The following is a 21556-nucleotide window of genomic DNA, read 5'->3' as shown; positions in this document are numbered from 1 at the left end:
AATCCACCAACAATGAAATTGGAGAAGTAGCAATGAAACTCGGAGTCTTCCTTCCGAATGGCCAAAACGGATACATCATTTCCGAAAACGCGCCGCAGTACGAGCCCTCCTTTGAACACTGCCTGGAGATCGCCCAGGAGGTCGAGAACATCGGTCTCGATTTTGTCCTCTCGATGATCAAATATCGCGGTTTTGGCGGCAAGACCGGTTACTGGGATGGTTGCCTCGACTCGGTCATCCTGGCTACCGGCATCGCCGCCCACACCAGCAAGATCGATGTATTCGCCACGGTTCCGATCCTCGGTATCCCTCCGGTCATTGCCGCCCGCCAGCTTGCGACCTTCGATGAGATTGCCAAGGGCCGGGGAGGCGTGAATCTTGTAACAGGCTGGAACCGCCCTGAATACGACCCCATGGGCCTATGGCCAGGCGACGACTACTACGACAGGCGCTACGACTATGCAGCGGAGTACGTACAGATCATGCGTGGCCTCTGGCGAGACGGCCGCACTACGTTCAAGGGTGATTTCTTCGACATTCAGGACGCGACGTGCCTGCCGAGCTCCGGTCGTGAACTCCCCATCGTTACCGCCGGACAGTCAAAGAAGGGTCAGGAGTACACCGCGCACCACGGCGACTACAATTTCGTCTTTGCCGACCGTGCGCTCTTGCCACAGATCACAAAGCCGATGAACGAGGAAGCAGCGCGGGTCGGGCGTTCAGTCGGCAGCTATGCTCTCTTTACGGTTATCGCCGCGGAGACCGACGAAGAGGCACTCGCAAAGACTCAGCACATCATTGACGGTCGTGACTTGGAAGCACTCAAAAACGTTGCTGGCAGCGCCTCTCTCGACCCTCAGACCGGAGGCACCAGCGAACACTTTGTCGCCGGGCTTACTGCGCCTGCTGAAGAGGGCAACTTGACCTTCATGAGCTTCCCGGTACTTCACGGCTCCTACGAGAACGTGGCTGAGCAGATCGCCACGATGGAGCGTGATACGGGTGCGGCGGGCGTGCTCATGACGTTTGTGGACTACGTGCCGGATATCAAGATTTTCGGCGAGAAGGTCCTGCCGCTCGTCCGCGAAAAGCTTGCCGCGCTCCAGCCCGCCTAAGAGACCGACATCCACTGCCAGGCTGGTCCTGTCGCGGCGACGACGTCGCCCGACAGGATCAGCCTTGGAAGTTCCCGGCTGGCCTCCGGTAGGGCTTGTATCTATCCGTCACGTACTTAAAGGCCTCGGTATGGGTAAGATCTCGGGCACGGCTACATCCGGCCGTGACAAGGCGTATGTGCACCTGCGCGAAAGTGTCCTAACTGATCCCGAATTACAGGGTCAATTCCTTAAGGAAGCGGACCTCGCCGCCGACCTCGGCATTTCCCGCACCCCGGTACGCGAAGCACTCATGCTTCTAGTCTCCGAGGGACTGGTCGAGCTGATCCCACAACGTGGCGCCTACGTGCCAGCAATCTCCGGCAGGGAAATTTCCGAACTCATGGAACTTCGCAGCCTCCTGGAAGGCCATGCCTCCCGGCTGATCATTAGCGAACAGCGGGTTCCCGCAGACCGGATGCAGGACACACTCGACCTCCAGAAGGCTGTCCCGGACAACGACGACCCGGAGTCTGCCCTCCATTTCATCCGGCTTGGCACGTTGTTCCACCAACAACTCATCGACGCCGCCGGAAGCGAATTGATATCCCGTACGTACAGCAACCTCCAAGTCCGGCAAACCCTGGCGGGAGTCTCGGCCGTGTGCCGAACCATCGGGCGCCGCAACGCCGTATGCACCGAACATCAGGACATTCTCGACGCCCTAGTGGCAGGCGATGTCGTTCAGGCGCAAAAGGCGATCGATGAACATCTCACCGCCCTCCGGAACGTCCTGCTGCGAACCTGACCGGCATACTTCCGTCCCCTTTGACACCCCAAATTGCACACAACAGATGGGAGCTCTTCCATGCGTCTCGCAGTCGCCCAGATCATCAGCGGCGCCGACCCGGCCGAAAACCTCGATCTTGTCCGGGACTATGCCGCCGAAGCCAAAGCGGCCGGGGCCGAGCTCGTCGTGTTTCCCGAGGCAGTCATGCGGGCTTTTGGTCACTCCCTGGCCGATGTCGCTGAGCCTCTTGACGGTCCCTGGGCCGAGCAAATGCGCGGGATCGCCGAGGAACTGGGCATTGTGGTCGTGGCCGGAATGTTCACGCCCGGACAGGGCGGACGGGTACGGAACACCTTGCTGGTCGCAGGACCGGGGGTTGATACCTCGTACGACAAGGTCCACCTCTTCGATGCCTTCGGCTTCGAAGAGTCGGAAAGCGTCGACGCCGGCGAGGGGCCTGTGACCTTTGAATTCAAGGGGACGGTTTTCGGCTTGGCCACCTGCTATGACGTGCGCTTCCCGGCCCTGTTTTCGGCCAACGCCAGAGCGGGAGCCCAGGTCAATATCGTGTGTGCCTCATGGGGTGCGGGTGAAGGTAAGGCTGAGCAGTGGGACCTGCTGGTCCGGGCCCGCGCACTGGACAGCACGACTTTCGTGGTCGCCTGCGGCCAAGGGGACCCCGAAACTATCGGTGCCGGCTCCGCGGGCGCTGCTCCCACCGGGATCGGCCGCAGCGCGGTGATCTCTCCGCTGGGAACCGAACTAGCGAAACTTGGGGGCAAGCCTGAACTGATCGTTGTCGACATCGACCCGTCACAGGTCAACGACGTCCGCGGAAAACTTCCAGTGCTGGCCAACGCCCGCCATTTCCAGGGCTCGGCTAAGCCGTAACTACGTACTGACTAGGAAGAAGTGAGAAACAAACAGTGACACTAAAGGCAACAATCGTCGTAGGCAACCCCAAACCCAAGTCGCGGACCCTGGAAGTAGCGAAGAGCCTCGTCGAGAAGCTCCTCGCGCCCGGCAGTTACCGGCTCGAGATCATCGATCTGGCCGACCACACGGCGGAGATTTTCGCGTGGCCGTCGGAGGAGATGGCGGCTTTGAACGCCCGCGTCGCGGAGAGCGACTTCGTGGTCTTCGCATCGCCCACTTACAAGGCCACCTACACGGGTCTTCTCAAGGCCTTCTTGGACAGGTATCCGACGAATGGCCTGTCCGGGGTGACGGCAATTCCCGTCCATACCGGAGGCGATCTCACCCACGCCATGGGTCCGTCGGTAAGCCTCGCACCACTTCTGGTCGAACTCGGCGCGGTCGTCCCGGGCCGCGGCTTCTACTTTGTGTCCAGCCAGATGGAGCACCTGGACGAAATCACCGAGCAGGCGGCCGCTGAGTACGCCGCCAATCTCAGCCGTGTCGCCAACGTCGCCGCCTCGGTGTCCACGCCGGTTGCCTGACCACCACAGAGCCGGGAAAAGAAACATGTCACTCGACAGAACCATGGAAGTGTCCCTGGGCTGGGCCCCCATCCTCCGCCCACAGGAAGCCCCGACGGTTGATAACCACCTCCTCACATATATCTGTCGCCGGAACACGCCCGCAGACATGGATGCCGAAAAGATTTTCACCACCAAGCGTGGCCCACTTGCTGAGGGTGGATCCCTCCGGACGGGGTGCAGGACCTCGTCATTGAGGAGGTGAAGGGGCCCGATCGTGCTTCCTGCTGCAGCGGACCTTGTCCGACGGACGAAACAAGCTACCTGCTGCGCATCGTCACCATCAGTGCCGAACGCACATCCCCGCGCAGGGTGGCCCTCATTAGAGACGCAGCCTCCGCTGGGCGTCCGTGTCCTACGGCCGGCACCGCGCCTCTGCCGGCAGCCCCACGGCCCGGCCCCGTGAACGCGTACCCCATGCCTACAGGGCAAGCCCCACAACGCCACACCCTAATAGCATCAGCACCACGCCAGTAAGAGAGTTCCGCATATGACGCAGATGACAGTTAGAGCCCCCCAGTACACGGTCGTCGACCAGGCGACCGTCCAAAAGTCCGCGGGGCATGTCATAGTCGATAGCCTCATTGCCCACGGAGTGAAGCGCGCCCACGTCGTTCCGGGTGAAAGCTTCCTCGAGGTCCTGGATGGGCTGCACGGTTCCGACATCGAAACCATAGTTTGCCGCCACGAGGGCGGCGCCGCCTACATGGCAGAGGCAGACGGAAAAATGAACCAACTGCCCGGCGTCGCCATGGTGACCCGGGGGCCCGGGGCCGCCAACGCGCATGTTGGTCTGCACACCGCATGGCAGGACTCGACGCCGATGATTCTGTTCGTGGGTCTTATTCCTTTCGCCCACCGCGACCGGGAAGCTTTCCAGGAGTTTGACATCAAGGCCTGGTTCGGCACCGGCGCCAAGCGCGTCATGGTCCTTGACCATGCCGAGCGTGCCTCGGAGATTGTTGCCGAGGCGTTCTTCGCCACGATGAGCGGGCGCCCCGGCCCGGTAGTGATAGGTCTTCCCGAGGACGTCATTCGGCAGCAGATCCCGGCAGCGCTCCACCCGCCCATTCCGGTTGCCGCCGGAGGCATGACGTCCGCGGACGCCGAGGCGTTGGCCGCCGCCTTGGCCGAATCGGCCAAACCACTGTTTGTCACCGGCGGCAACGACTGGACACAGGAGGGCGCCGACCAGTTGACGGCCTGGTTGGAGCAGCACAGCATCCCGGCCGCGGCCGAATGGCGCACCGAAGGAACCGTCCCGTTCAGTTCCCCTTCATACGTCGGGCCGATCGGGTACGGGCGTCCCCGCCCTACGTACGACCTCCTGGAAGAAACTGACCTGCTGGTCTTCGTCGGCACTGTCCCGGGTGACGTTATCACCGATGGCTTCCTGTGCCGACAAGACTGGAACAGGAAAAACTTCCTGGTCACAATGGACCCGTCCCTTCGAGGCCGCTCGGGAGCCGTCACCTACCAGATTGTGTCCAAGCCCGATGTGTTTGCGCGGGATCTGGCCAAAATCGAGCTTCCCGTGAAGGACGAATGGCGGGCCTGGACTGCGAAGATGCGAGCGGAACAGGAATCCTTCGCGAAGCTGCCCTCTGCCGTCCCGGGTGAAGGTCTGGCTCGCATGGATACGCTGATGGCCAACCTGGTTCCTGGTTTGCCAGAGGACGCGATGGTCACTTTCGGCGCCGGGGAGCACACCAACTGGGCGCACCGCTACTTCCCGACGGAGCGGTATGCATCCATGATCAGCGCGAGGAACGGTTCCATGGGCTACTCGGTCCCCTCAGCGATTGCCGCCTCTTTGGCCCATCCAGGACGGCGGGTGGTCAGCATCGCCGGCGACGGGGAATTCCTCATGAACGGGCAGGAACTGGCCACCGCTGCGCAATACATGGCCACGCCGCTCGTTGTTGTCATGGACAACCAGGAATACGGAACGATCCGTACGCATCAGGAGCGCCACCACCCCTTGCGGGTATCGGGTACGCAGCTGCGGAACCCGGACTTCGCCGCAATGGCGCAAGCCTTTGGCGGGTTTGGTATCCGCGTAGAGAAAGACCACGACGTACCGGAAGCAGTGAACGCTGCTCTCCGTGCAATTGACGAGGACAGGGTTTTTGCCCTGATTCATTTGGTGGTCGAACAAAGGGTCAAAGCCTACTAGCGGAGCGGCGGCACAGCCGACCTCCCAATGCCCTGCGCTGCCCGAGACAAGTTTCAATTGGAATGGAAGAAAAGATGAGTGTTTCCGCACTTGTAGAAGTGGATGTCCTCGACGCGGTCCCGACCGGGCTGTATATCGATGGCCAGTGGCGTCCGGCCGGATCAGGCGGAACGTTCGATGTCGAGGACCCTGCTACCGGGAAGGTATTGTTGAGTATCGCCGATGCAGGCCCCGAAGACGGTGTCGCAGCGTTGGACGCGGCAGATGCCGCGCAGGAGTCCTGGGCAAAAGTTCCCCCGCGTGAGCGCGGGGAAATTCTGCACCGTGCCTTTGAGCTGCTCACGGAGCGTACCGAAGCGTTCGCTCTGCTGATGACCCTGGAGATGGGCAAGCCCCTGGCAGAAGCCCGCGGCGAAGTAGCGTACGCAGCTGAGTTTCTGCGCTGGTTCTCGGAGGAAGCTGTCCGTGCCTTCGGTCGCTACTCCGTCTCTCCCGACGGCAAATCCCGACTCTTGGTCACAAAGAAGCCGGTGGGTCCGTGCCTGCTGATCACCCCGTGGAACTTCCCGTTGGCCATGGCTACCCGCAAGATCGCTCCCGCTGTTGCAGCTGGCTGCACCATGGTCCTCAAGCCGGCGAAGCTCACACCGCTGACGTCCATGCTGTTCGCCGCCGTTATGCACGAAGCAGGCCTCCCAGCCGGTGTGTTGAACGTGGTCCCGTCCTCAACCGCAGGCGCCACCACCGGGCCGCTGATCAAGGACTCCAGACTGCGCAAACTCTCCTTTACCGGCTCCACCCAGGTCGGCCGGCGGTTGCTGGCCGACGCATCTGAGACGGTACTGCGTACCTCCATGGAGTTGGGTGGCAACGCGCCCTTCATCGTGTTTGAAGATGCCGACGTGGATGCAGCAGTCAACGGAGCCATGCTCGCCAAGCTTCGAAACATGGGTGAAGCCTGCACCGCTGCGAACCGGTTCATCATCCACGAAACAGTTGCTGCCGAATTCGCTGAGAAGTTCGCGGCAAAAATGAAGGAAATGACCACCGCCCGCGGCACCGAGCCCGACTCCACAGTGGGTCCGCTCATCGATGCCAAGAGCCGTGACAAGGTCCATGAGCTGGTCGCCGACGCCCTCGCCTCAGGTGCCACGGCCATACTCGGCGGTGCACCGGTGGACGGACCGGGCTACTTCTACCAACCCACCATTCTCATCGGCGTAGCCGCAGAAAGCCGGATCCTTTCCGAGGAAATTTTCGGACCGGTGGCACCGATCACCACGTTCACCAGCGAGGATGAGGCCGTCAGGCTGGCCAACAACACCGAATATGGGCTCGTGGCTTACGTCTTCACAAAGGACCTGAACCGCGGGATCAGGATGGGCGAGAAGCTCGAAACCGGGATGCTCGGCCTGAACGCCGGCGTCATTTCCAACGCCGCAGCACCCTTCGGCGGAGTGAAACAGTCGGGGCTGGGACGCGAGGGCGGACTCGAAGGCATGGAGGAATACCTTAACACCCAATACATCGGCATTAGCGACCCCTACAACGGTTGATCACTTAGCCGTTGCCCGCGAAAGTATCAAAGCAGCGTCCCAGAGTCTGGGCGCCGCCTGACAGGTTCGCATGTCAAGGGGGCAATCTTGGCGGTGATCGCTGAAAAATGTATCCGAAATCCCGAACTAACCAGCCCCGCAGAGTGAGTTGCCGTGCGTATTGCGCGATTACAGACCCCCGATGGCGTCCGCCATGCCATCCATCTGAACGAAGAGTGGCACCACATTGATGATCCATTTGCGGAGGTCCCCTCTTTCTCGGGTGCAATAACGCCCGCGGAAGGCGCCAAGCTGCTTGCCCCCGCCTGCCCCGCCGTCATTGTAGGTGTCGGTCACAACGGCCTTGACCATCCATTGCCTGTGCAGCCTTGGCTCAAGTCAGTGCACACGATTGCAAACCCGACAGACGTCGTCCGGGCACAGCGCGGCATCGGGCCCGTGCACGTTGAAGGCGAACTGGCCGTGGTCATCGGTAAGAGCGCTGCGCACCTCACATCGGATAATGCCTTGGCGCACGTCTTGGGTTACACCATCGCCAACGATGTTACCAACGCCAATCAAGGGGCCATTGATGAAAGACTCTTCCAGGCCAAAGCGGGGACCAAGTACACCCCCCTTGGGCCCTGGATTGAGACGGACCTCGCGGATCCTGACGACGTCACCATCGACGTAATGATCAATGGGCAGGTCAAGGCACGATCTGGCACCTTCAACCTGCCCTCAAGTGTGGTCGACTGTCTGGTCCATGTCACGAAGTGGTTGGCCCTAGAAGCTGGCGACGTTGTCATGACGGGCGCCCCCGGTACCTTCGTGGAAGTCCAGCAAGGAGACGAGGCAGCTATCTCCATTGCTGGCATCGGCACACTGATCAACTCTGTCGGCTGATCACCGCCGTTGCATGTGATCCTGGCTACCTTCTCAGCGAGCAGGCCCCACCCGCGCACCGCTTATTCGCACGAAGGCCTCTTCGACAGTCTCGATCCCCAGCTCAGCGCACGCTTCGCTCAGCACCACCGCGGTCTGGCGCGGCCAGACGTGGTCGGCGAGACGAACCAGCGCCGTTTGTTGAGATGTCGTGCCATCCAGGCCAGCGCCGGAACGACCTGAAAGTTCGCCACCTCACCGCTGCGGTAAACCCCGGGGTGGCGCTCACCACCTTGCAGACATGTGTAGACATAGGACAGCCTCCGGGTGATGGCGGGCACCGGCGCCCTTCACTCATGAGATCTGCGCCACTTACCTTGGCATATGTTACTTCCATATGGAAGGGTTGTGCGGAAGTTATGGGTCGTGGAGGGGAGTGGTCGTCATGTCGACGACAACAGCGAATGTCGGGTTGGTCGCGGCCCTCGCGGCAGCCATGCGGCGCGTACACGGGCGTGCCCATGCCCTGGTCTTAACTGAAGGGCTCACCGTGAATCAGTGGTCGGCCCTGGACTTCGTCGCCCGGTCCTCTACGCCTGTGGCCATGTCCGAGATCGTTGAGGCCGTGGGGCTGACCGGCCCCAGCCTCACCCGGGCGGTGGACAAACTGGTGAACTCTGCACTATTAGTCCGCGAAGTCGACTCGGGTGACCGTCGGCGCGTCCTGGTGAACCCCTTGAGAAGGGGATACGAGGTCCACGCCATGCTCGCTCCACAGATGGAAACCCTCGAGCAGGAGCTGGCCGGCAGCCCGAAGACTGCCGATCAGATTCTCCAGATGCTAAACGGACTGGCCCGCTAGCTCATTCTCCGGTGCGTTCGACGTTTCAGCTGCCGCAAGGGTTCGCCTGGCCAGGACCGTCGCCGTAATCGCCAGAACCCCCAGCAATACCAGCAACCCAGCCGCCCCCGCGGCCCCGGGCACCCAGGCATCGCGCAACAGCAGCACGGCCGGGATCGACGTCGTCGGAAGAGCCCATAGCGTCACCAGCCACCCGGCAAAAGGGGTCAGGGTTGATTTTTCCAGCGCGAGTAGGGCGAAGAACAACAACCAGAGGATCCCCCAAGCCAACCAGATTACTCCGAAGGTGAGATCTTCGGCGAAGAACGAGTCAATCGCGGCGTAGATGGTCGAGGCCGCGACGAAGAGAGAGAACCACCCGATGCCTTCACCTGAGATCCCCGCCAGATTAGCGATACCGACATACAGATAGGTGAAGCCGAAGCTCAGGGTCGGGAATGTCGCGTGCAGTGTCGCCGCATCCCCTCCGGACTGGGCCAGAATCATCAGTGGCATCACGCACTGCAGCCCACCGACGAGTATGTTGAAGATTCCGGCGCTCCTGGCTGATACGCGTCCGAGCAACATCAGGCCGTTGATGAAGAGAACCGCACCTACGTAGAACAGTCCCACTGCGCTCATGGTCCACCTCCGAGGACCCCCTGGAGCCCATAGTTCTATCTGAAAATATACCGTTTAGAAGCTACCGGGGGGATTGCGACACGTCAATGCCTACGAGAAGCAACAGCGTGTTCTGCACTGAAATGAGACGGCAGACGTCCTTCGCGAGGTCGGGCTCTGCCCGGGCTGGCCCCCTGGGGAAACACGTACCAAGCTGCGAGAAATGGGCCCGTTCACCCGGTCGAGTAGGCGGGCCCTGCCGGGCTCGGGTGCTAGGAAATCGCCCGGGCCGGACAGTGGCTAGCATAGGGTGCTTCGTGCCGGTCATGATCTCATCGGCGAGAAGTTCGCCCGCGATGAGCCCGAAGCAGCCGGGCACCTGGCCGAGCTCGCCGACCACCGGCTCGCCGTCGACCGGGATGGAGGATGATATCAGTCGTCTGCACGAGTCTCAGGGTGTGTCGTTATCCCAGACGGCACTACTGAGATCGTCTAAGGGTGAGGACGCCCCTCAAGCAATGAGGGCCACCCATTCGCCGACATTGGGGTGCTTGACCGTTCAATTACGGGCACGGTATCACTGTGGCAGATTAGTGGAGGATTCCGCGTCGGATGGCTTGCGCGACCGCGGAGGCCCGGTCCGAGACTTCGAGTTTTTCGTAGATGTGCTGCAGATGCGTCTTGACGGTCGTCAAGGAGATGTGCAGCTCGTTGGCAATCTTCTGACCCGAATGGCCATCTGCTGCAAGACGAAGAATTTCGACCTCGCGGGCGGTGAGCGTCGGCCTGTCAGGCGTGTCCCGGCGGGTTCGTAGTTCGCGGGCGAGCACGTCCTGCGCGAACGGGGCGATGATGGTTCCACCCGCACCGATGCGCAGGACTGCATCCGTGATCTCATCAAAGGACGCCGCTTTCTCCAGGAACCCGCGGGCTCCGTGCGTGAAGGCCCTGAAGACCGTCTTGCTGTCCATGTATGCGGTCAAGACAAGAATGTTCGTCGGTGCCGCCTCGGCGAACAGCGTCTCCAGGACTTCCATGCCGTTGAGCTCGGGCAGTTGTAAATCCATGACTGCCACATCTGGCTTCAGTTCCCGGATCGCTGCCAGTGCGCTCTTACCGTCACCGGCGGAGCCGACAACCTTGATTTGAGGCACGTTCTTCCAGTTCTGGGCGAGGCCCTCCCTGTAGACCGGGTGGTCATCGGCGATGAAGATGGTGAGGATCTTCATGCCAGGGCTAGCGCCTGGCGAACTGTCCGCGCAAAATGCTCGATGTCGAACGGTTTCGTTAGGTAGTCAAGGATCTTCATACTCCGGAGTTCGGCTATGCGCGCCGGAGTTGCATCTGCGGAAAGAATAATCACCGGGATGTCCTTCGTGCGCTGGTCCTGCTGCAAGAGTTTTACGACTTGAACCCCTGACATGTCGGAGAGATTCACGTCCAACAGGATAAGCTGAGGCGCCTGATCTTGGGCCAAAGCTACCCCGGACTCACCACTTGTAGCCGAAATAAGGTTCAGCCCGCCCATCCCGGAAATGATGTTCTCCACCAAGCGGATATTCGCGTAAGTGTCTTCAATCTGCAGGATCGTAGCATGAGCAGCCTCGTTGGTGTCGAGAGCATCTTTTTCGGGGGCCGACGTGTCGAGGTCCTCCTCCGGTGCAGGCGCGAGTGGCATGTCCACGTAAAAGGTTGACCCCTCCCACGGGGCGGTGTGTTCAATGCCTAAAGAGCCGCCCATTTCCTCCACAAGGCGTCGGGAAAGGGCTAGGCCTAGGCCGGACCCCTCAATGGCAGCCGCTTGATCAAGGCGCACAAATGGTTTGAACAGCCGCTCCACGTCGTCCTCGGACATTCCAGGGCCCGTGTCCATGACCAAGAAGCGCAGCGTCCCGTCCACTGCCTCGCACCAGACCCTTACAGCACCCTGGGGGTTGTTGAACTTCACAGCGTTGCTCAGCAAATTGATGAAGACTTGTCTTAGCCGCTGAGTGTCAGCTAGGACGTAACGGTGCAAGGCGCCATGCAAGTCGCTAGCGATCTCGATGTCCTGTGCAGCGGCCAGCGGGCGCACCAATTTGAGGGCCTGGTGGATCGACTCGATTGCCGGTACAGGAGCGGAGGCAATGCCAGGGGCGCCGGCCTCGATCCAGGTGATGTCCAGAACATCATTAACGAGTGCCAGGAGGTGCTTGCCGGCATCGAGGATATGGCCCGTACTCTCCGCTGCGCTGGGGCTGAGGGGTGAGTCCTGAAGCAGTTGCGCGAACCCTAATATGGCATTCAGCGGCGTACGCAACTCGTGGCTCATCCTTGACAGGAATTCGCTTTTCGAGCGGTTAGCACGCTCCGCGTCATGCATCGCTTCCCGCGCAGCCCTTTCTGCCCGCTTCCGATCAGTGATGTCCGTAGAGATCGCGCCCAGAGCGTATGGCTTGCCGGCGTCATCCAGAAGCGGGAATTTTATGGACAGCCAACGGCTGTCTTCATCCAATTCGGACTGGTCCCGGTCTGTCGCCAAGAGTTCCTCGACTTCGATTGAGCTGGCGGTCCTGATGACCATGTGATCGTTGTTGGAGTAGTTGTCAGCCACGGCCTTAGGAAACAAGTCATAATCAGTCAGGCCGATAATTGATTCTGCTGCGATCCCAAGGTGTCGAGCGTAGTAGTGATTGGCAATCAGGTAACGTCCGTCTAGGTCTTTGACATACATGAGGGCCGCTGAATTATCTAACAGATCCTTCAGCTGCCGGATTGTGGAATGTAGGCCGTGTTCGGTGGAGTCCGGTTCCGCCAAAGCCGCCAACTGAACCACCAGATACTCCCCGGGATCGCCGGGTACGTTGAACATCTTGACCTGGGGGCGGAAAGCAGCCAGCTGCTCGCCCAGATGAACCGTCATGGTTTGATCGTCCGCCGGGTCAGAAAGCGATGTCGCAATGAGTTTTATCAGGGCCGGTGTTGGGACATCATCCGGATCATCCGCAGGCTTGCTTGAGTCGTGCAGCAATGCATCGAGCTTGCGGTTGCCTCCCAGGAACACCAGCTCTGTAGGGGATTCTTTACGAAAGATGGCAGTGGCCAGCGGGGCCGCGTCGAAAGCGTTCTGTTGCAGCAGGCGAAGGGTCTCATCGGGGCTCACGGCGATAGTCTTTCACGGTGCTCGATCATGCCGGCAGGTGCTGTGTCGAATTTATGGATCAGCGAATTAGGCATAGGCGCCTCCGTTGTACTCAACGCTGGACCTCCAGTTCATTCGTGTGGGCATGGAAGTCGGCCTGGTCCTTCCAGGACCAGGCCGACAAAACATGGTGGGCAGTAGCTACCTACCTGCGACGGCAAGAAGCTTATCCCGGGATGGGTATTGCCATTCGACCCATTGCAACGGAAGGCCAGCCCGCTCAGCCACAAGAGAATGTGTGACAGTTTCGGGGCCTCCTGTACCACTTATCTCCGTGATGCAGGCAATGAGGGCCGCAGTCCTTCTCTCGTTGCGCTCCCGGAGAATGTCGGCGACAGCTCTTGCCGGTTTCGTTTTTCGTTTCACACGCCAAAGCGACATATACACACCTCTTCAGATTCCAATCCATAGATGCCACGCCTTAGGGATCAGGCGGGTGAGGTCTACACCTTGTCGTCGATACCGCGGAGGTGGCGATACTGACCCTTGAAGTAGAGCAGTGGTTCTTCTTTGTGCCAGGTGGGTGGGCTCATTTCGTTGACGCGTCCGATGACGATGTAGTGGTCGCCGGCCTCGTGTTCTGCCCAGATGTCGCAGTCGAGCCACATCAGGGTGCCAGCGATGATGGGGTTGCCTGCGTTAGTTGGTGACCAGTCGATCCCGGCCCATTTGTCGGTGCCTTTGCGGGCAAACTGGTTTGAGACGTTGTCCTGGTCGTGGGCGAGGACGTTGACGACAAACTTGCCGGACTCGCGTAGCCGCGGGTAGGTCGTAGAGCTGGTCATGACGCTGAAGGATACAAGGGGGGGGTCGGTCGAGACGGAGTAGAAGGACTGGCACGTGAAGCCGATCGGGCCGTCCTCGTCGATGCCGCTGATGATGGTGATGCCGGAAGCATAGTGCCCGAGCGTGTCACGGAAAACCCGTGGATCAAACGCTGGTTCAAGGGCCGTCTTCTGGTCGAGAGTGACTGTCATATTTCTCAACTCCATTGTGTGATGTGGATAGTCGTTCTATTCGCCGTACATAACGCTGGCAATAAATCGTTCAAGTTCGGGGTTGGGCTGCGTGCCACGGGCCATTGACTCCGCAGATTGATCACTTGGCTCGATGTAGGCGCCCTCCCAGGCAAAGGAGCTGATCTGTCCGGGTGCCACAAGGGCCCGGCGCGTCTCTGCAGTCCGAAAAGACTGATCGACTGGTGAAGCGGGGATGGCCCTCCGTTTTGAACGGAAAGCCATGGGCAGTTGGAACGTGATTGACATGACGGCTTCCTCCTTGAAGCGAGCTACCAAAAACGTGGACAGCAATCTTGACGATAAGCAGGGGCCCGTTTTGTCTAGGCACATTAATTCTTTCGTCAGGTGACGTGACACACATCGGCCGGTTGGGTTTCCGATGAGATGGTCTTTTTCCGACCAAAAGGATGATGCAAGTTCCCTAAAGGCTGTGATCTGGTGGAAGAAGTCAGCTTCCGTGGGGTGGCGCCGCGGCAATACCGGCCTTTGGACCAAGTGACCAATGAAAGACTTCTTACTGTGGCTCGCATCTTGGCGACGTGCACTGTGAAATAGCTAAGTTACTTAGGCAATACCTTTAGCCAACTTTTCCTGCGGAATCTCCCAACGAGCCGTCAACCGCGGTCGCACAGGGGGCCGGGAGCTTCCCCGCGGCACAGAACTCCCCGGCCATCCTGGAGCAGCCTGGGCACACCGCAGCTCCAGCCGCGGCCACCACGGCGCAGAGCCCGAGCGCGAGCCCATTGACCCGTGAGGAACCAAACGCCGCAGTCGAAGCCTGCGCCGTGGCTTATTACGCAGGTGCCTGACGAACATCACCATCAAGGGCCCTTGAGGACGGTTACCGATTGAATGGGCTGGTCCTGCGACTATTTTTCGGCGTTGGATGCGGTGATTCTCTCGTCCATTAGGAGTCCTACTCGAGGGCCGATAATGGATATTCCGTCAGCCGCGGTGTTAGGCCAGCCCACAGGCATTATGTGTCCCTCCGGCCCCCCGTCGGTCCGCATACAAGAAGGCCCCGCCGGCTCCTGTTGAATAAACCGAAGCCAGCGGGGTCATTGCGCGATCAGGCTTATCCAGGTGTATTCCGTGGATCATTGCCAGGTGCAATTGTGTCCTTTGCCCTGACCTTGTTGTCCTTGCCGTGGATGTTCAATTCGCCGCCCCCAGAGCGGGACAGATAACCACGAGCAGCGTCGATTGCTGCGGACTGCGTGTCGTGAACAGAAGAAGCGCGAGACGAGCCTTCGCGCTCGGCCTTCCATCCATCTTCGCCAGGAACCACGTGGTACGAATTTCGCTCAGCCATTTAATCACCCCCAGACGTTGCTGATGGATGCAACGTATCAAACCCGACTGACATTGCCGCCCGGGGCGTTTACGGCTTCCTCGTGTGCGCGCTTTTTACAGGCCCGCCGATTGCGAGACAAACAAGCCCTTTCTGTGCATGCTACAAAAGAGCCGATAATTGCGATTATGTCAACCAAAGTTGCTATAGCTACGGCGCTTGTCAACAAGAGTTGCTGGCGTTCATACTGTCACTGTAGCAATTGGCGGCCGGTGAAGGGAAGCGCGATGGGCTGGTTTATCGAGGGCAGCGAGCATGAAGGCTACGTTGTCTGTGTCTTCGCGGATGGCATGTACGGGTCGGGTGGCAGGTGGATGGAGATCAACCTGATGACGCCCGACGGCCGGCCGGTCGGGCATGAGGAGGATCCAACCCGCGAGGCGTGGCGGCCGCCGTCGCAGGTGGTCGGATGGCGGGTTGCCTGCAGCTGTGTTCCTTTCCGGGAACACGTCATCCTGGACCCGTTGTGGACACGAGTCTGGGATCCGGCCGACGAGAATGTCGCCGCGGGGCGCATCTACGCGGGACCGCCGGCCAGCGCCGACGCCGCTGATATAAGCGACCGTGAGGTCCTGGAGCCGCTGTTCCTGGACGTGTGGCACCGGCATATTGCCCCGGAGCTGTCGCTGCACACCATCGGCACCCTCAGCCGGAGGCTGAAGGATCTCGAAGCCCAGCTCGACGACGCCGTGGCCGCCGCCAGGGCAGCGGGCGTCTCCTGGGACAAGATCGGACGAGCGTTCGGGATCAGCCGACAAGGGGCCCAAAAGCGCTGGGACGCTTCAAGTGGCGGAGGGTCGACTGCGGAGCAGGGACGAAACTCCGAGGGCGGGGCGACACGCCGGTAGCTGACGACACGCCGGAGAATAAATGTGGCCTAGTAGTCCACAGGGTGTGGATTTCCTGTCTCACTTCGGCGGAATCACGGACATCCTAAGGCCCCCGCCCTGTGGACGGCCGGTGGACTAAATGACATACTTGTAATACATCATCTTGGGGTTCCAAAGCGGCGCATGCACTACATGTAGTGTCTTGTTTGTGTCCTAGAGACACGAAAAAGCCTCAGGGTAATCCCACCTTGAGGTTAGGGGCTACCGACTGAGGCTGTTTTCATTCCCTTGCGACCGGGATGGGAAGAGCTTACATCCTCAAGACTTGCTCAAGAAATGCTCGGCAAGTCGAGACACTTCGGCGGCCACACCTATCTCTTAGGAGTGGTATGACAATTGCACTTGAACGAGCAGGGTTCCGAGACCTCGAAAAGATTTTGGGTGCCGGCATCTCCTCGCTGGACATCACAGCGAATGAGAAGGCCTTGGTCACCTCCCGCTATCAAGAGGTCGGCGCGATCCTCAACGAGCACTGGGCCGAGTCCACGGCCAATAACGAAGTGTACGTCCAAGGCTCATTTGCCCTCGGCACCATGACCCGGAGGTTTCACCGCAAGGACGACGTCGACATCGATCTTGTGGTGCTGCGCGGCATTCAGGCCTCCTCGACCACCCAGGCCGATCTCAAGAAAGACACCGGCGCGGGCCTCCGGAAGTTCGTAGCGGCGTCTCAGGGCAAACCTTTGCTGGTTGAAAGCGAGCGGTGCTGGACACTCGAATACTCTGGCATGCACATGGACATCCTTCCGGCAGTTCCCGATACTTCCCCGGAGCGCGGCTCGGATGACGGCATCCTGATAACCGATCATGACGTAAGGTCTTGGCAACGTTCTGACCCCCGTGGGTACGCTGCGTGGTTCAAGCAAGTGGCCCGGGAAGAAGTGATGCTGAAGGAAGCGCTTCTGGCGAAACGTGGCGTTGACGTGGATGCGGTTCCTGACTGGACGCACAAGACAACCCTGCAGCTCGCTGTCCAAGCACTCAAGCGCCACCGGGATATCTACTTCACTGGCCGTCTGGATAAGCGGCCGTCTTCAATCGTGATCACCACTCTGGCCGCACGTGCCTATCAGCGGGGTGAGACCCTTTTCGACGTCTTGCGGGATATCGCTGGCAGTTTTGTCGAGCACATTCAGGTCATCAACGGACAGTACGTGATATCGAATCCCGTGATGCCTGAAGAGAACTTCGCGGACTGCTGGGCAAACGAGCGCTGGCGGGCCGCGGCATTGTTCGAGTGGGCAGAGGCCGTGTCCCGCGACATCAACGGAATCGCTGCTCACAGTGGCAACGACAACGTCCTTAAGAGTGTACAGATGGTACTCGGCGAGAGTGCAGCTGTGGCCGGAGCCCGCGCGCTCAGCAATCCATTCGTTGAAGCCCGGCAGGCCGGAAACCTGCGTGCTCAGCACGGCACCGGCACACTGGCTATTGCCGGTGCAGTCACCACCACACGACCTGTCCGAGACCACACCTTTCATGGAGGCCGGATGTGAGTTCCGGCCGGCTGAACCTCGGTCAACAAGCGCTGGCACTGAAAAGCGTTTACCCCGACAGCTCGGTGCGGATTGGCCCGAACAGGTTGGTCTGGCGGGGCCGACTGAAACCTTCAGCGTTGTCACGCGAATACACCATCGAGATATCGCTAAGGGTCGGGCAGAACCCTGTTGTGAACGTAGTGCACCCACCGTTGGAACCAAACGCAAGAGGCCTCCTGCCCCACATATGGGACGACGGATCGCTTTGCCTCAACACGGCCAAGCAGTGGTCCGCAAAGATGCATTTGGTGGACACCACGCTGCCCTGGGCGTCGGAGTGGTTGTTGCATTACGAAATGTGGAAAGGCACGGGGTTGTGGCTTGGGGACGGCCCGGGCGCCGAGTCCCAGGAGGCCCAGACAGCTCTGCTGCATCCTGTGCCTGACATCAAGCCAAAGCCCCAGCGGTCAAGCGGCTTCAATTGAGTCAATAAGCTCCTCCGGACCCAGGACGCACTCCCATTCGGAGATGCATCCTGGGCCGGGGCGTAACGTCACTATTTAGGATTGGGTGGGCTTTGGTAGGTGGAAGGTTCTCCGGCAGGAGACTAGATCCGAATTTGGACTTGATTCGGGAGGAGTTTGGACGTGTTGCCTACACGCACAAGACTCACGAGAAGGCGCGGGAACAATGTAGCCGCAAAGCGGTTGTCTCCCAGTGGATCAATATCGTCCTTAACGCGCTAACCTTCGGCGGAGTGCTGACCAGCCTCCAAAGTGAGAATCGGGCATTTCTGTACGTGGCCCTTGGTTTTGCCACCCTGACTGCCAGCTACACGCTGTATCAACTCAGTTTCAATCCGACACAAGAAGCCGTTGAGCATCGAGAAGCGGCCAAATCCCTCGTCAGGATCCGAGACAGCTATATTCACCTGTTGGCGGATGTAAAGGGGCACGCTCTGACTGCCAAGGAGATTAGAGAACGGAGAGAAGGACTAAGTGCTCGGGCACAGGAGGTGTATCGGACAGCTCCGGACACCAGTTCTAAGGCGTATCGCTTGGCTCAACGGGCATTGAAGGAGCAGGAAGATCTCACTTTTTCAGACGAGGAAATCGACAAGTTCCTGCCGTTGAATCTCCGCAAGAATGTCTGACGGTGCTAGCCACCACAAACCTGCATGAAGCGAAACTGCTGGCGGCCGTACCTTACGAGGCCGCGGTCGAATAGCGGTTGACCCGGGCTTCGCCAGCATCGTGCCATCCGAAACTTGACGTTGGCTGAGGACAGCAGACTATGGGGCTTCTTCCTGACTACCGGGATAACCCGCCCTTGCCTCACTCCGCGCTTACTGCAGCCCCTGTACGGGACTTCTTGGCCTTAGTGGCACCCTTGCCCCCGGTGACTGCCCCGCTTGGGTGGGTGCCTTCGCTGCTTGCGGCAGTGAGTCGTTGCGGATCTAGGCGTCGTAGCGCCGGTTTGCTCCAGGGACTCCGCGAATCTTGCGTGGTGTTCAACTGAGCCGTAGCCGGTGGCTGGAGAGTTCTAACGCCGCGTTGTCTTCATCGTCGCCCTGATGCTCGTCATGATCATCATCACCGCGGCGCCGCCGTCGCCGCAGACGCCGACGACGACGAACCTCTCTCCCTCGATCCCCAATGCCCATCCCCGAGACTTTTCTACGACAGCTATGATTATCTGTCGTAGAATGTATCCATGAAACGAAGAAGCGCACTTTTGGACCGCCTTCCTCATGGCGCGGCTTTCAGTGTCAGAGACGCTTCGCATTTCGGCGTACCAAAGGCAAGTCTGTACCGGCTACGAGACTCTGGACTCATAGAGCAGATCGGCCCGGGACTCTATATAACGCCAGACGGCATGGACACAGATCTCGATTTGCTAGAGGCCGCACACAAAGCTGCCTCGGCCACCATCTGTCTGAACAGCGCCCTGGCACATCATGGGTTGATAGACGAGATCCCGTCATCCATTGATCTGGCACTTCCGCGTGGACGAACTCCCCCGCAGATTTCGGCGCCGGTTACCTGGCATATGTTCGATAAGACCACATTCGATCTCGGCCGGTCGCTGATGCCAATCGAAGGCGCGGATGGGACGAGGATCGGCATCTACTCCCCCGAGCGCTCTATTGTTGACGCATTTCGTTTGCGGGCCAGTGCCGGGTATGAAACTGGTATCGAAGCCCTTCGTAACTGGCTGAAGCTGCCGGGAGCTCAGCCAGCACGACTTATGCAAATTGCATCGGTAGTCCCTCGGTCCAAGGGACCGCTCCGCCGCGCTCTAGAGGTCCTCTTATGACAGCGTCCAAAATCTACGCTCAGCTGCAGGCTGTTGCACGCAGCCGTAAGCGCCCCTTTGATGAAATCCTCGTCTTGTATGCGCTTGAGCGATTTTTGGCTCGCCTCGGAAGCACTCCGTACGCAGGGGACTTTTGCCTCAAAGGTGGTGTGCTTCTCTCCGCTCATTCACTTCGCCGGCCTACTCGGGACATCGACATGCAGGCGCTCGATTTTGAACTCGACGCCGTCCATGTCACCGAGGTGGTCACAGCAGTCTCTGACCTGGTCGCCGAAGACGGCCTCACGTTTCAGCCCGACGGCTTAAGCGTCGAGCAAATTCGCGACGAGGACGAGTACACCGGCTTACGTGTCGCCCTGCCAGCGCGACTGCATCGGGCGAAACTTACGATCAAACTCGACATCAGCACAGGTGATCCCATTTGGCCCGCTCCCGAGCCTATCGAACTCCCTTCGCTACTCGGTGGATCGGTGAAGATGCAGGGCCATCCGCTCGTAACCGTCATCGCAGAGAAGACAATCACCATGCTGCAGCGTGGCACAACCAGCACTAGGTGGCGTGACCTGCTTGATGTCGCCGCCTTGTCCGACCGATACGAGTTTGCTGCCATAGAGGTCCGGGAGGCAGCGACTCAGGTTGCGCAACATCGAGGCGTCGAGCTGGGGCCGCTCCGCGCTCTACTAGCCGGATACGGGGAGGTTGGCCAGGCCAAGTGGGCAGCTTGGCGGGGCAAACAGAAAGTGGAAGACCTATGCGAGGCACACCTGGATGACCAGGTCGAAAGAGTCCTTGTATTCATCGATCCGGTGTTCGATTCATCTGCGGAAGACCACCACCGGTGGAATCCTGACGAGGGATCTTGGTCATAGAGCGCTTGGGCGGGAGGGACGGGCACCAAATCGGCGCCCTGCCCCTCTGCCATTCTTCCAACCTAACGACCAAGGCCCTTTTGTATGAGCTTCATTTGGCCGATCAGTCCGCGCTTCTTGCTGGCTTTTGCTGTGGAATGTGGGGCTTTGACGACTGAGGCGCTGGGCGGAGTGCCCTGATCCTGGTCGGCATTGAGGCGTGCTTGTACAGCCTCGCGGTCAGCAACCCCTTCGAGGCTGGCCGCCAGTTCGTGTCGGCGCTCGGCTGAGTCGTATTTGGCTCCTGCTTGGTCACGCAACTGCTCGGGGCGGTGATTGGCGCGAGCAGCTGTCCAGTCTGTGATCAGCCGCCTCTCCATGTCCTTCTCCTCGGCCACGCTGTCCGCAGAATTATGCCGCTGTTCCCAGTTGTGTGCCTCGATGGGTTTGGTCTCCCGGAGCCAGGCCAGCGCTTCGTCCAAGTCCTCCCTTGAGGGCCGATCAACGGCCTCCGCGCGTTTCCTGTCTTCCCTGTCGGCCTCGGCTAGCAACTGCACAGCCTGTGCGCTTTCAACACGGCCGGCACGGCGTTCCTGTTCCGCCTGCTCGCGGTCCCGCTCGGCTTTAGCCAGGGCCTCCGCCACCGTCACTTCATTGGCACCGAGGTTGTCCACGTCCAAGCTGTAGCGGCGCTGCACCTGGTCGCGGATCACCTCGGCCGCGTCGCGCGCCGCCGGGTCGTGGTCCTTCCACGCGGTGGCCGTCTCATGTGCCCTTTCCACGTCGCGGCCGGTGGCTGTGTCCCACCACCGGTTGTCCATGACCGGGGCGAGCTGTGCACGAGCAGCCGACCGCTCCGCATCGAACCGGGCCTGCAGTTCGCGGGCCTGTTGTTCTTCGGCCGCTTGGGCGCGGCGCAGCTCTTGCTCGCGTGCCCTGGCCAGTTGCTCACCGAGCCGGCCGGCGACGGTCAGCGCAACGCGCGACATTCCCTCAAGAGCCTCATCAATGCCGTCAGATTCGCTCATGGTT

The 21556-nt window shown here is 60.1% G+C and carries 19 protein-coding genes and 1 pseudogene; 13 read left to right on the top strand and 7 right to left on the bottom strand.

Annotated elements, in window-relative coordinates; translation table 11 throughout:
- Positions 1-32: 32 nt before the first annotated feature.
- From GXK59_RS19780 to GXK59_RS19745, 8 genes are all read left to right on the top strand, one after another.
- Entirely contained in the window at positions 33-1115 is a 1083-nt protein-coding gene (locus GXK59_RS19780; protein WP_160669307.1) for an LLM class flavin-dependent oxidoreductase, read from the top strand.
- Positions 1116-1245: 130 nt separating this feature from the next.
- The gene (locus tag GXK59_RS19775; protein WP_160669306.1) at positions 1246-1902 is read left to right on the top strand and encodes a GntR family transcriptional regulator; all 657 of its coding nucleotides are present in this window, start codon (positions 1246-1248) and stop codon (positions 1900-1902) included.
- A 60-nt stretch (positions 1903-1962) separates the two neighbouring features.
- The gene (locus GXK59_RS19770) at positions 1963-2775 is read left to right on the top strand and encodes a carbon-nitrogen hydrolase family protein (protein WP_160669305.1); all 813 of its coding nucleotides are present in this window, start codon (positions 1963-1965) and stop codon (positions 2773-2775) included.
- Positions 2776-2810: 35 nt separating this feature from the next.
- Positions 2811-3344, top strand: a complete 534-nt coding sequence (locus GXK59_RS19765; RefSeq protein WP_160669304.1) for an NADPH-dependent FMN reductase — start codon at positions 2811-2813, stop codon at positions 3342-3344.
- Positions 3345-3873: 529 nt separating this feature from the next.
- Positions 3874-5559 (top strand): thiamine pyrophosphate-dependent enzyme, encoded by a 1686-nt coding sequence (locus tag GXK59_RS19760; RefSeq protein ID WP_237394035.1) that lies wholly within the window; start codon positions 3874-3876, stop codon positions 5557-5559.
- 74 nt (positions 5560-5633) lie between these two features.
- Complete coding sequence (locus GXK59_RS19755) at positions 5634-7115, top strand: NAD-dependent succinate-semialdehyde dehydrogenase (protein ID WP_202129244.1); 1482 nt, start codon at positions 5634-5636, stop codon at positions 7113-7115.
- Between the two features lie 153 nt (positions 7116-7268).
- Complete coding sequence (locus GXK59_RS19750) at positions 7269-8000, top strand: fumarylacetoacetate hydrolase family protein (RefSeq protein ID WP_160669303.1); 732 nt, start codon at positions 7269-7271, stop codon at positions 7998-8000.
- A 424-nt stretch (positions 8001-8424) separates the two neighbouring features.
- Positions 8425-8841, top strand: a complete 417-nt coding sequence (locus GXK59_RS19745; RefSeq protein ID WP_160669302.1) for a MarR family transcriptional regulator — start codon at positions 8425-8427, stop codon at positions 8839-8841.
- On the opposite strand, the gene GXK59_RS19740 is transcribed toward GXK59_RS19745, so the two are convergent.
- From GXK59_RS19740 to GXK59_RS21070, 6 genes and pseudogenes are all read right to left on the bottom strand, one after another.
- A complete protein-coding gene (locus GXK59_RS19740; protein ID WP_160669301.1) occupies positions 8821-9462 on the bottom strand; it encodes an AmiS/UreI family transporter in 642 nt (213 codons plus the stop codon). The genes GXK59_RS19745 and GXK59_RS19740 overlap by 21 nt on opposite strands.
- 256 nt (positions 9463-9718) lie before the next feature.
- Positions 9719-9862 (bottom strand): annotated as a pseudogene (locus GXK59_RS20955) (D-amino-acid oxidase); the annotation flags it as partial.
- Positions 9863-10031: 169 nt separating this feature from the next.
- Positions 10032-10670, bottom strand: a complete 639-nt coding sequence (locus tag GXK59_RS19730) for a response regulator (protein ID WP_160669300.1) — start codon at positions 10668-10670, stop codon at positions 10032-10034.
- Complete coding sequence (locus tag GXK59_RS19725; RefSeq protein WP_160669299.1) at positions 10667-12583, bottom strand: ATP-binding response regulator; 1917 nt, start codon at positions 12581-12583, stop codon at positions 10667-10669. Before GXK59_RS19725 ends, GXK59_RS19730 begins: the two co-directional genes overlap by 4 nt.
- Positions 12584-13065: 482 nt before the next feature.
- A complete protein-coding gene (locus GXK59_RS19720) occupies positions 13066-13599 on the bottom strand; it encodes a flavin reductase family protein (RefSeq protein ID WP_160669298.1) in 534 nt (177 codons plus the stop codon).
- 1117 nt (positions 13600-14716) lie between these two features.
- Complete coding sequence (locus GXK59_RS21070) at positions 14717-14953, bottom strand: DUF2188 domain-containing protein (protein WP_160669297.1); 237 nt, start codon at positions 14951-14953, stop codon at positions 14717-14719.
- Positions 14954-15219: 266 nt separating this feature from the next.
- On the opposite strand from GXK59_RS21070, the gene GXK59_RS19710 reads away from it, so the two are divergent.
- The 5 genes from GXK59_RS19710 to GXK59_RS19690 all read left to right on the top strand — a co-directional run bounded on the left by GXK59_RS19710 (position 15220) and on the right by GXK59_RS19690 (position 20545).
- Positions 15220-15840, top strand: a complete 621-nt coding sequence (locus GXK59_RS19710; protein WP_237394034.1) for a hypothetical protein — start codon at positions 15220-15222, stop codon at positions 15838-15840.
- Between the two features lie 371 nt (positions 15841-16211).
- The gene (locus GXK59_RS19705; RefSeq protein WP_160669296.1) at positions 16212-17378 is read left to right on the top strand and encodes a nucleotidyltransferase domain-containing protein; all 1167 of its coding nucleotides are present in this window, start codon (positions 16212-16214) and stop codon (positions 17376-17378) included.
- A 607-nt stretch (positions 17379-17985) separates the two neighbouring features.
- Entirely contained in the window at positions 17986-18513 is a 528-nt protein-coding gene (locus tag GXK59_RS19700; RefSeq protein WP_160669295.1) for an SLATT domain-containing protein, read from the top strand.
- Between the two features lie 560 nt (positions 18514-19073).
- A complete protein-coding gene (locus GXK59_RS19695; RefSeq protein ID WP_160669294.1) occupies positions 19074-19676 on the top strand; it encodes a type IV toxin-antitoxin system AbiEi family antitoxin domain-containing protein in 603 nt (200 codons plus the stop codon).
- Positions 19673-20545: a nucleotidyl transferase AbiEii/AbiGii toxin family protein gene (locus GXK59_RS19690; RefSeq protein WP_160669293.1), complete on the top strand. Its 873-nt coding sequence runs from the start codon at positions 19673-19675 to the stop codon at positions 20543-20545. The genes GXK59_RS19695 and GXK59_RS19690 overlap by 4 nt, the downstream gene beginning before the upstream one ends.
- 62 nt (positions 20546-20607) lie before the next feature.
- On the opposite strand, the gene GXK59_RS19685 is transcribed toward GXK59_RS19690, so the two are convergent.
- On the bottom strand, positions 20608-21552 hold the full coding sequence (locus GXK59_RS19685; protein WP_160669292.1) for a hypothetical protein: 945 nt from the start codon (positions 21550-21552) through the stop codon (positions 20608-20610).
- Positions 21553-21556 lie beyond the last annotated feature (4 nt).

The sequence above is a fragment of the Pseudarthrobacter sp. ATCC 49987 genome, assembly GCF_009928425.1.
In the GTDB taxonomy this organism is placed as follows: domain Bacteria; phylum Actinomycetota; class Actinomycetes; order Actinomycetales; family Micrococcaceae; genus Arthrobacter.
Note: the sequence above shows the minus strand (reverse complement) of the source record. Positions and strands in the feature narration are given on the sequence as shown.